The sequence below is a fragment of the Geobacillus sp. Y412MC52 genome, from assembly GCF_000174795.2.
GTDB classification, from domain to species: domain Bacteria; phylum Bacillota; class Bacilli; order Bacillales; family Anoxybacillaceae; genus Geobacillus; species Geobacillus thermoleovorans.
Genome location: NC_014915.1, coordinates 3,020,643 through 3,031,345 on the forward strand (window position 1 = coordinate 3,020,643; position 10,703 = coordinate 3,031,345).

Consider the following 10,703-nt stretch of genomic DNA (forward strand, 5'->3'; position numbering starts at 1 on the left):
AAGCAAGGGCTTCGATTCGGCGAACGCCATGCCTCCCGGTCGGAACGCCGCGGGAATGGCAGCGGCAAAAAGGCAGGAACCTCGACCTAGGCGAGGTCCTGCCTTTTCTGCTTCCGAACATATGTTGCTACTCCTATCAAAATGTTTGTTCCGTTTTTGGAATGAGCCTTTTCAGTTCGCGGCGCAGCAGTTTTTGCGCGGCGTTGCGCGGCAGTTCGTCGACGAAGTAAATGCGGGCCGGCACTTTATATTTCGCCAGCCGCTCGCGGCAAAACGCGCGAAGGGCCGCTTCGTCTGGCGACGCTCCGCGTTTCAGGCGGACGAACGCATACGGCACTTGCCCCCACGTTTCATCCTCGACGCCCGTCACCCCGGCTTCTTCCACATCGGGATGCGACAGCAGCACCGCCTCCACCTCAGCGGGATAGACGTTTTCGCCGCCGGAAATGATCAAGTCAGAACGGCGGTCAAGGACGTACAAAAATCCGTCTTCATCAACATAGCCGATATCGCCGGTAAAAAACCAGCCGCCGCGGATCGCTTGCGCCGTCGCTTCCGGGCGATGCAAGTATCCTTTTGTCACATTCGGCCCTTTGACGACAATTTCTCCCGCTTCATGCGGCGCAGCCGGCTTTTCGTCTTTTAGGATGCAAAGCTCCGCCGGAAAAAGCGGCTTGCCGGCCGAACCGAGCTTCGTCAAACTGTATTCCGGCGCGAGCGTCGCGATTTGCGACGCCGTTTCCGTCATCCCGTATGTCTGGTACACCGGGATGCCCTTTTCTTTGCACGCCTCAAGCAGCGGGCGCGGCGCCGGCCCGCCCCCTAGCAGCATGCAGCGGAACGTATCGGGATAGCGCGCTTCCCCGAGCTCGGCCACCATCCGCTGAAGCATGGCAGCCACGACCGACATGATTGTCACGTCGCCGCGCATGATCCATTCGTTCGCTTCCTTTGGATCGAATGACGTTTGCAGCCGCATCGGCATGCCGTAAATGACGCTGCGCATGGCGATCGACAGGCCGCTGATATGAAACAGCGGCACGGCGGCCAGCCAGCAGTCGCGCTCATGCAAGCCTAAATTGAGCGCCGAACCGACGGCGCTCCACCAATGGTTGCCGTACGTTTGCAAGACGCCTTTCGGAGTGCCGGTCGTCCCGGACGTATACATGATCGTGGCGACTGCCTCCAAATCGCACGTTTCTTTTAAGGAGACGTCCACTTCCGGAAGCGCGGCAACCGCCCCCACAGTCAGAACGCGTCCGTCGCCGTCAAGGCGTCCGGCCAGCTCCTCATCGGCGATGACAAGCCGCGCGCCGCTGTCGTCAAGCTGCCAGCCGAGCTCATAGGGCGTCAGGCGCACGTTTTGCAGCAGGACGCGGGCGCCGAGAAAAAACAACGCATGGATGATCTCGATCATCTCGATGCGATTTTTCATCAGCAAGGCGACAACATCTCCTTCCTTGACGCCTGCTTGAGCGAGGCGCCGCGCCCAGACGGCAGCCGCTTCATACAATTCGGCAAACGTTTTTGTCCGCCGCCCGTCGCTGACAGCAATCCGCTCCGGAGTCAAAAACGCCCGCTGCTTCAGCCAGTTTGGCATCGTTGTCATCTAGCATTCCTCCTTTCTTGCCCCCTCCTCCGCCGACGGCCAGCGCAAGGATTCCTCCTTTGGAAAAGCGACAAAAAGCAGCTTGACGCGCCATCAAGCTGCTTCTTCGTTCCTCATCACGGAAAGCGTGGGAATTGGCTGAAGTCCGGCTTCCGTTTTTCTTTGAACGCCCGCATGCCTTCCTTCGCCTCTTCGGTCGTGTAGAAGAGAAGCGTCGCGTCGCCGGCGAGCTGCTGGATGCCGGCCAAGCCATCGGAGTCGGCGTTGAACGCCGCTTTTAAGAAGCGAATGGCCGTCGGGCTTTTTTCCAAAATTTCTTGCGCCCATTTGACCGTTTCTTCTTCAAGCTGCTCAAGCGGCACGACTTTGTTGACCAGCCCCATTTCGAGCGCTTCTTGCGCCGTGTACTGACGGCATAAATACCAAATTTCCCGCGCCTTTTTATGGCCGACGATGCGGGCCAAATAGCCGGCGCCATAGCCGCCGTCAAAGCTTCCCACTTTCGGCCCGGTTTGGCCGAAGATGGCGTTGTCCGCGGCGATCGTCAAATCGCATACGACATGAAGCACATGCCCGCCGCCGATGGCGTAGCCGGCAACCATCGCAATAACCGGCTTCGGAATGACGCGGATGAGCCGCTGCAAATCAAGCACATTGAGGCGCGGAATTTCATCCTCGCCGACATAGCCGCCATGGCCGCGCACTTTTTGGTCCCCGCCCGAGCAAAACGCCTTGCCGCCGGCGCCGGTCAAAATGATGACGCCGATATTCGAATCATCGCGCGCTTTCGTAAACGCATCGATCATCTCGTTCACCGTTTTCGGCCGAAATGCGTTATGTACTTCCGGACGGTTGATCGTAATTTTGGCGATGCCGTTGTACGTTTCGTAAATAATGTCCTCATAGTCGTACTGCTTCACCCATTCAAACGGCATTTACACTTCCCCCTTTGTCATGAATTCACTTACTATTTTAGCAAAAATGCCGGGCTGTTCCACGTGAATTGCATGTCCAGCTTCTTTTACACAGATAAGTTCGCTGTTGGGCAGCCGCTCGTGCATTTGGGCAGCGATGCGGCAAAACTTCTCATCGTGCTCCCCGCAAACAAGGAGCACAGGCATGGCAAGTTCGCCAAGCCGCTCCCAAAACGACGGCTGCACGCCGGTCCCCATCCCGCGCAAACTGTTGGCAAGCCCCGTTGCCGTATGGCGGAGCCGCTCGCGGCGAATCGCCGCCCGCACCGAATCCGGAAGCGCCTGCTGAGTGGCAAACAGCGGGATTTTTTCCCAATCATCGACAAAAGCACGGACGCCTTCCGTTTCGATCTTTCGCGCCAACGCCTCATCCGCTTCCCGCCGCGCGCGCCGCTCCTCCTCCATCTTCAAGCCGGGCGAACTGCTTTCCAGCACTAAGCGGCGAACGCGGTGCGGATGCCAAACGGCGAACGCCAACGCAAGCCGGCCGCCCATCGAGTAGCCGAGCACGTTCACTTGTTCGACGCCCCATTCGTCAAGGAGCGCCGTCAAGTCAGCCGCCGCGTGTTCGATCCGATACCGTCGGGCGTCCTTTGGCGCCTCGGTCCGCCCATGGCCCAACAAGTCGACGGCCATCACACGGAAGTCCGGCCAAAACGGGGCGAGCGGCCGCCACGTGTCCGCGCTGCCCGTAAACCCGTGAAGCAACAGAAGCGGCTCTCCTTCTCCGTATTGTTCCGCATGGTAACAAACCCCATTCACCATCATGGTCATGCCAATCCTCTTCATTCGAGACATTTCGCGATTTCCCGGGCAACCTCGTTCCACAACAATCGATGCATTCGGACATTTTCCGCGCGCGACGTGCGCACTTCAATGACATGAAGCCCGCCTGACGACAGCGATTCCGATACATGGCGGCGGAACTCCGCCCAATTGTGCGGCACCGTATGGCGGCCGCCGTACATCTCGACGGCGTGGGCAAACGACAAATCCGTCGGCGTGCCAAACAGCGTTTCAAACGCCCCTTTATGGCGCGCCTGCGGCAAAAACGAGAAAATGCCGCCGCCGTTGTTGTTCAACAACACAATGGCAGCTGACAACGAATGCATCTTCGCCGCCAACAAGCCATTTAAATCGTGGTAAAACGACAAGTCGCCGATCACCAGCACAAGCGGGTTCGCGGCAACGCTTGCGCCCAAGGCGCTCGAGACGACTCCGTCAATGCCGTTGGCGCCGCGGTTGGCCAAAACGCGAAGCGGCTTGTCCGTCGCAAAGAGAAACGTATCCGCATCGCGAATCGGCATGCTGTTGCCGACAAACAGCGCCGCCCCGGCTGGAAGCAAATCGGCAAGCTCCGTGAACACTTTCCCTTCAAACCATTCTTCTTTCGGCAGATGGCGCTCAAGCGCCGCGCGGGCGATCGCGTTCATCTCGCGCCATATCGCCGACCACGCGCTTTTGTTTTCTTTCGGTTTCGCCCATTCAAGAAGCTGGCGGCAAAGAATCAGTTCATCACTCTGAACGAAGCTGTCCGCGGACAACGTCGGATCACGCCAGCCGCCGTCGTCGACAACAATTTGACGAATCGCGCGATGGCGCTTGAGCCATAAAAAGAGCGGCTTCGACACCGGCATGGCGCCGAACCGAAGCACCACATCCGGAACAAGCTTGGAAGCGGCGGTTTCCTCCCGCAATATGGCGTCATAGCTGTCCAGCACGTACGTTTTGTCATGCGTACCGGCGCGCAACTGGGAAAGCGGATCGGCCAAAATCGGAAAATCAAGCGCCCGCGCCAACTCGGTGACCGCCTCGGCAAACCCAGGGCGATCGAGCGGCCCGCAGACGATCAACCCGCGTTCCGCCGCAGATAGCTGCTCATACAGCGCCGATACGCTCTCTTGCGGCAGCGCTGGGCGGCCGCGCCACACTTGCGGCGCTCTCGAAACGGACCGCACCCGCTCCCAAACCGCCTCATCGATATGCGGGACAAGCGGCTCGCGAAACGGCGCGTTCACATGCACAGGCCCGCACGGTGCACCGGCGGCCGTTTGGACGGCTCTTGCCGCCATCGTCCGCGCGTATCGCAGCATATCATCCGCCTCTTCCGGCAGCGCCAAGTCCACAAACCACTTGGCGTAGCGTCCGTATAAGTGCAGCTGATCAATCGCCTGCGGCGCCCCGACATCGCGCAGTTCATGCGGCCGGTCGGCCGTCAGCACCACGAGCGGCACGCGCGAATAGTATGCCTCGACAACCGCGGGCCCATAGTTGGCCGCCGCCGTTCCGGACGTGCATACGAGCGCGACCGGACGCTGCTTCGCTTTCGCCAAGCCGAGGGCGAAAAACGCGGCCGACCGCTCATCGATATTCATATATAGTCGAAGGCCAGGGTGGGCCGCCATCGCCATCGCAAGCGGCGTCGAGCGCGAACCGGGGCTGATCACCGCCTCCGTCACCCCGGCCTGCGCCAATCCGTCCACCAATGCCGCTACATAAACAGACAAGGCATCAGCCATCGTTCATCACTCCCAACGCCGATAACATCGGAGCCATTTTCACATTTGTCTCTTCATATTCGCTGTTTGGGTCGGAATCGGCGACAATGCCGCAGCCGGCAAACAGCATGGCTTCCTTCCCGGCGAGCAAGGCGGAGCGAATGGCGACCGCCCATTCCCCATTGCCTTCGCCATCCACCCAGCCGATCGGCGCTGCATACCATCCGCGGTCAAGCGGCTCAAGGGCGCGGATCACCTCCAGCGCCCGATCGCGCGGCGTTCCGCCGAGCGCGGGTGTCGGATGCATCATTTCCACTAAGCGGAGCACCGAGCGCTCGCGGCAGCCACGGCCGACAACCGGAGTGCATAAATGCTGGATGTGCGGCAGCTTGAGCAGCTGCGGCGCGGGCGGCATCTCGACCGTCTCGCAGACGGAAGAAAACAAGCGGCCGATCATTTGCACAACAAACTGATGTTCTTCGTTGTTTTTTCGATCTGCCCGCAGCCAAGCGCCAAGCCGCTCGTCTTCCTCCATAGCGGCCCCGCGGCGCACCGATCCGGCGAGGCAAACCGACCGGCACATTTTCCCTTCTTTTTGGACAAGCTGCTCAGGGGAAGCCCCGATAAAACAGCGGCCGTCCTGTTCAAACGCAAAAATGTAAGCAAACGGCTGCTGCTCGCGAAGCCGCTGGAGTACGGCCGCGGCATCCACCGTTTTGGCAAACGCCAGGCGCCGAGCGCGGGCGAGCACCACCTTGTCCAACGCCCCCGCCCGAATCGAGGCGATCGCTTCGCGAACAGCCGCCAACCATCGTTCTTTCTCTTCTTCTTCGTCTGACACAAGGCGCGGAAGCCGCTTTGGAGCGGCCATGGGGTCGCTGATCCGCTCAAGCAAGCGCCCGACCCGCTCCCAGTCCCGTCCTCTTTTGTCCGTTGGGACGGTGACGGTCAACGTCGTTTTGCCGTTTCTTACGGCAAGAAGCGCGGCCGGCGCCACGAGCTTCCCGGCCGGAAAGCCGCGCCACATGTCGGTGCCCGGCCGATAGGGGTCAAACGAAAATCCGCCAAACAATAACGGCGGCGCATCGGCCGCGCCGTATGGCTCCATCTCCTTCTCCCATCGGCGCCGGCCCGCTTCCACGTCATCAAACCGGCTGTCGGCCTTCTCCGTTTCGATCGCATAAACGGAGCCGAGGCCGACCAATATCGTGCCTCCGGTTCGATCCGCCCAAAAAAACCGTTCGCGGAAGCCGCATGACGGCCCTTGCATAAAAAAAGAAACCGGATCAACGCCCTCCCACGGTTCCGTCCAGCTGACAAACGGCCGCCCTGCATTCACCGCCAATCTATGCAATTGTTGCTGCAGGTGATGTCGAAATCCAATCGCCACGTTCCTCACGCTTTCTGTCGTAAAATTCCCCCTCCATCCCCACTTCCCATTATAATATAATAGGAAATCATTTATCTATCGGGAAGGGTTGACATGCTTTCAACGTTTGCCTACACTTATTTTGGACATAAACGAATGACATTTTCACAGAATCTAAGGGGAATGAATATGCAATCATTCACACATATGGACCATCGCCCGCCGGCGCGCCGCGACTGGCGCGTCTTTTGGCGGCTGACGCGCCCGCATACGCTGACCGCGGCATTTGTGCCCGTATGCGTCGGCACGGTGCTGGCGCTTGGCGAAACATCGATCGATTGGCTGCTGTTTGCCGCGATGATGATCGCCTCTTTGTTGATTCAGGCGGCGACGAACATGTTCAACGAATACTACGATTATCAACGCGGCCTCGATTCACCGGAGTCGGTCGGCATCGGCGGCGCCATCGTCCGAGACGGCCTCAAGCCGAAAACGGTGCTGGCGTTGGCGTTTGGCTGTCTTGGGTTGGCTATGCTCATCGGCATCTACATTTGCGCCGAAAGCAGTTGGTGGCTCGCCGTTGTCGGAACGATTTGCATGGCGGCCGGTTATTTTTACACCGGAGGGCCGGTTCCGATCGCCTATACGCCGTTTGGCGAACTGGCGGCTGGGTTTTTTATGGGCTTTGTCATCATTTTGATTTCATTTTTCATCCAAACGGGCCATATCAGCGGCGGCGCCGTGCTCACCGCCATTCCGATCGCGATTTTGGTCGGCGCCATTTTGCTGGCGAACAATATTCGCGACTTGGACGGCGACCGTGAAAAAGGGCGAAAGACGCTCGCCATTTTGATTGGCCGCGATTGGGCCATCCGCCTGCTCGCTGCCATGTTCGCCGTTGCCTTTCTTTGGACGGCCGCGCTTGCGGCGTTTCAGATCGTGCCGTTTTGGGCGCTGCTCGCTTTATTGAGCATTCCAAAAGCAATCGCCGCGACGCGCGGATTTATCGGCAAAATCAAGCCGATCGAGATGATGCCGGCCATGAAGGCGACGGCGCAAACGAATACACAGTTCGGCTTTTTGCTCGCCGCTGGCTTGCTCATTGCCCATTGGCTGTAACACGGTCAACATGACCGTGTTTTTTTTTGATTTTCGCCCATACTACACCATATAGACGCTACTGCGAAGGAAGGGATTGCGACTGATGCTGATGAACGAACAGCTTGCCGCCCTCCGCTCAAGACTGCTCGACATGAAACGGGAGACGGAAGACCGGCTGAAGCAAAACGACCATTTCGGCATGATCCGCAGCCACGCCCACGATGCGGTCGGTGAGCTGGCGAGCTACGACAACCATCCGGCCGATGAGGCGACAGAGCTGTATGAGCGGGAAAAAGATCTCGCCCTAAAGGAGCATGCCGAGCGCGAACTTCGCGAGATTGAACGGGCGCTTGGCGCCATCGCCGACGGCACATACGGAACGTGCCGCGTATGCGGCCGGCCGATCCCATACGAACGGCTCGAGGCGCTGCCGACAACACTCTACTGCCGCGAGCACAGCCCGGATCAAACGGTGTCGCAAAAGCGCCCGCTTGAAGAGGGCGTGCTCATGCCGCCGTTTGGCAAATTCGATTTCGATGACCGCACGGAATCGGTCGCTTACGACGCAGAAGATGCATGGCAGGAAGTAGCCCGCTACGGCACATCCGACACCCCTTCCGACCTTGGCAAAAACGTCGATTCCTACAGCGAAGTGTATGCCGAGTCGGAAGAGAACGTCGGCTATGTCGAAGACTTGGAAAATTTCGCGGCTGTCGATTTGCATGGCCAACACGTACGTGTGTACCCGACGCGGGAGCATGAGCTGCTGGAAAACATATTGGATGACGAAGGCATCATGTCGAACATCGGCGATTTGCCGGCGTATGAAAAAGACCCGTATACATCGACAGACAGCTACCGCCGGTACGATGAAAGACCGTCCCAGCAGCATTTTGGGGAAACGACTCCATGAAAAAGGCCATCGGCAAGATGGTCTTTTTCGTGAAACGGATCGACACCGTTTTCCGTAGTACAGAGCAGAACGTTATATGATCCGAATGGAGGCGAAATGATGAGCGCACATGAGATCGATTACCGGCTGTACGGCGATGACATGCAGTTTGTCGAAATCGAGCTCGACCCATACGAAAGCGTGGTCGCGGAAGCGGGCGGGATGATGATGATGGATGACGGCATCGTCATGGAAACCGTATTTGGCGACGGCTCCTCGTCCGGAAAAGGGCTGCTTGGCCGCCTTGTCGGCGCGGGGAAGCGGCTGCTCACCGGCGAAAGCTTGTTCATGACCGTGTTTACCAACCAAGGAAGCGGCAAGCGCCGCGTCGCCTTCGCCGCTCCGTATCCGGGAAAAATCATCCCGGTCGATTTGAGCGAACTTGGCGGGAAGCTCATCTGCCAAAAAGACTCCTTTTTGTGTGCGGCAAAAGGCGTCTCCGTCGGCATTGAGTTTCAGCGCAAGCTCGGCGCTGGCTTTTTCGGCGGCGAAGGGTTTATTATGCAAAAGTTGGAAGGTGACGGGCTTGCCTTTTTGCACGCCGGCGGAACGATCCACCGCCGCGACTTGCAGCCCGGGGAAACGCTTCGCATTGACACCGGCTGCCTTGTCGCCATGACGAAAGACGTCAACTACGATATTGAATATGTCGGCAACATCAAAACCGCCTTCTTCGGCGGCGAAGGATTGTTTTTGGCCACCGTCACCGGTCCGGGAGCAGTGTGGGTGCAGTCGCTTCCGTTCAGCCGGCTCGCTGACCGCGTCCTCGCTGCCGCCCCGAGCGCCGGCGGACGGTCGGTCGGCGAAGGCAGCATCCTCGGCGGCATCGGCGACTGGCTCGACGGCGACGACTAAGCGAGAAAGGGCGCTCCGGCCAAACGGAACGCCCTTTTGCTTTTATGCCTTCTCCCTCGAAATTCCCTAAAAGGACGATGATTGAGTCAACTGCCCCCACTTCGCTAACGCTTGAAGTGGGGGCTTGCAACTCCCCAGAAGTGCGAGCGGACTTCGTCCTCCTTCCTTGACTTGGGGTTGCATCAGGGGCAGGTTGACAACTACCCAACGACGCAGGTCATGCCTGTGTCGTTCCTTCAACGATGTACTCTATTCCTTTTCGTTGAAGGTTCATAGCACCAATGCGGTCATCGTTTGAGGTATATCCGCATGTTCGACAACAAAAGGTGTGTGTACGCTTGTTTCGATTGGCTTTTTCCGTATGCCCGCACTTTGGACATGTCAAAGAGGTGTAATGCGGAGCAACCACAATCACTTTTGACCCATGCAAACGTGCCTTATACTCTAACATTTGACGGAACTGATAGAAAGCCCACGATACGGTTTCATATCGGTCATGGATACGTACACGTTCTGTTTTTTCACGAATGCCTGTTAAATCTTCTAATACAAAAAGGGTACGTTCTCCATATTGACGAACGAGTGCCTTCGTGACAGCATGGTTCACATCCGTCATCCAACGGTTTTCTCGTTGTCCGATTGTTTTCAACTTCCGACGCGCAGAAGCCGTCCCTTTTTGCTGGAGGGTTTTTCGCATTCGTTTGTACTTGGCACGCATATGCTTGATTTTTCGTCCGTTAAAAAAGATAGTTTTCCCTTGCGAATCATAAGCTGCTGCAAGAAAGTTAACACCCACATCGACACCGACCACTTGGCGAATGTTGTGTTCATCTACGGTTGGAATTGTTTTGGTCATGGGGATGTGCAAAAAGAATTTGTTATGCTTGTAGACGAGTTTGGCTGTGCCAAACGTCCATGAGCCATCAAAATATGGTTCCATGCCTTTTGGTTCGAATGGCACTTTGATTCGTCCTTCTAGTGTATTGACAGAAAATAACCCTTGAACAATGGAGTAATCTCGATTCCAAACGAGATCATATTCAGGTTTTTTAAAGCGAACCAATGTCCATTCGTGACCATTGCTTTTTAGGGAACGATATCTAGCGATAACCGTCTTGATTACAGATTGCGCCATTTGCGAACGCAAAGCGTAGTTTGATCGAAGTAGACGATAGGTCATGTCGTGTAACTTGGCTTGTGCAAGCACTTTTGTGTCAAAAATCACAACAGACACAGCGTTGCACGCTTGTCGATAGGCGGAAAGGGTGGCTTTCAATACTTCTGCTTGTTCCGCTGTTGGGTAAATTTTGATTTTGGCTGTTAACGTCATGTCCATTTGTCTCAC

General features: G+C 57.3%; 9 protein-coding genes. 3 read left to right on the forward strand and 6 right to left on the reverse strand.

The annotated features are described in order from the left end of the window. Positions 1–136: 136 nt before the first annotated feature. From GYMC52_RS14890 to GYMC52_RS14910, 5 genes are all read right to left on the reverse strand, one after another. Positions 137–1,609 (reverse strand): o-succinylbenzoate--CoA ligase, encoded by a 1,473-nt coding sequence (locus GYMC52_RS14890; protein WP_013524473.1) that lies wholly within the window; start codon positions 1,607–1,609, stop codon positions 137–139. Positions 1,610–1,725: 116 nt separating this feature from the next. Then, positions 1,726–2,544 (reverse strand): 1,4-dihydroxy-2-naphthoyl-CoA synthase, encoded by an 819-nt coding sequence (menB, locus tag GYMC52_RS19435; protein WP_011232345.1) that lies wholly within the window; start codon positions 2,542–2,544, stop codon positions 1,726–1,728. Beyond that, positions 2,545–3,357 carry a 2-succinyl-6-hydroxy-2,4-cyclohexadiene-1-carboxylate synthase gene (gene menH / locus GYMC52_RS19440; protein WP_013524474.1) on the reverse strand — a complete coding sequence of 271 codons (813 nt, stop codon included), beginning with the start codon at positions 3,355–3,357 and terminating at the stop codon, positions 2,545–2,547. It abuts the gene before it with no gap. Positions 3,358–3,368: 11 nt separating this feature from the next. Then, complete coding sequence (menD, locus tag GYMC52_RS14905; RefSeq protein ID WP_013524475.1) at positions 3,369–5,102, reverse strand: 2-succinyl-5-enolpyruvyl-6-hydroxy-3-cyclohexene-1-carboxylic-acid synthase; 1,734 nt, start codon at positions 5,100–5,102, stop codon at positions 3,369–3,371. Then, entirely contained in the window at positions 5,095–6,471 is a 1,377-nt protein-coding gene (locus tag GYMC52_RS14910) for an isochorismate synthase (protein ID WP_013524476.1), read from the reverse strand. The genes menD and GYMC52_RS14910 overlap by 8 nt, the downstream gene beginning before the upstream one ends. 168 nt (positions 6,472–6,639) lie before the next feature. Between GYMC52_RS14910 and GYMC52_RS14915 the strand changes: the two genes are divergently transcribed. From GYMC52_RS14915 to GYMC52_RS14925, 3 genes are all read left to right on the forward strand, one after another. Beyond that, complete coding sequence (locus tag GYMC52_RS14915) at positions 6,640–7,569, forward strand: 1,4-dihydroxy-2-naphthoate polyprenyltransferase (RefSeq protein ID WP_015731614.1); 930 nt, start codon at positions 6,640–6,642, stop codon at positions 7,567–7,569. Positions 7,570–7,654: 85 nt separating this feature from the next. Further along, complete coding sequence (locus tag GYMC52_RS14920) at positions 7,655–8,464, forward strand: yteA family sporulation protein (RefSeq protein WP_013524478.1); 810 nt, start codon at positions 7,655–7,657, stop codon at positions 8,462–8,464. 99 nt (positions 8,465–8,563) lie between these two features. Further along, the gene (locus GYMC52_RS14925; protein WP_013524479.1) at positions 8,564–9,358 is read left to right on the forward strand and encodes a TIGR00266 family protein; all 795 of its coding nucleotides are present in this window, start codon (positions 8,564–8,566) and stop codon (positions 9,356–9,358) included. A gap of 217 nt (positions 9,359–9,575) precedes the next feature. On the opposite strand, the gene GYMC52_RS14930 is transcribed toward GYMC52_RS14925, so the two are convergent. Further along, positions 9,576–10,694, reverse strand: a complete 1,119-nt coding sequence (locus GYMC52_RS14930) for an RNA-guided endonuclease InsQ/TnpB family protein (protein ID WP_013524480.1) — start codon at positions 10,692–10,694, stop codon at positions 9,576–9,578. Positions 10,695–10,703 lie beyond the last annotated feature (9 nt).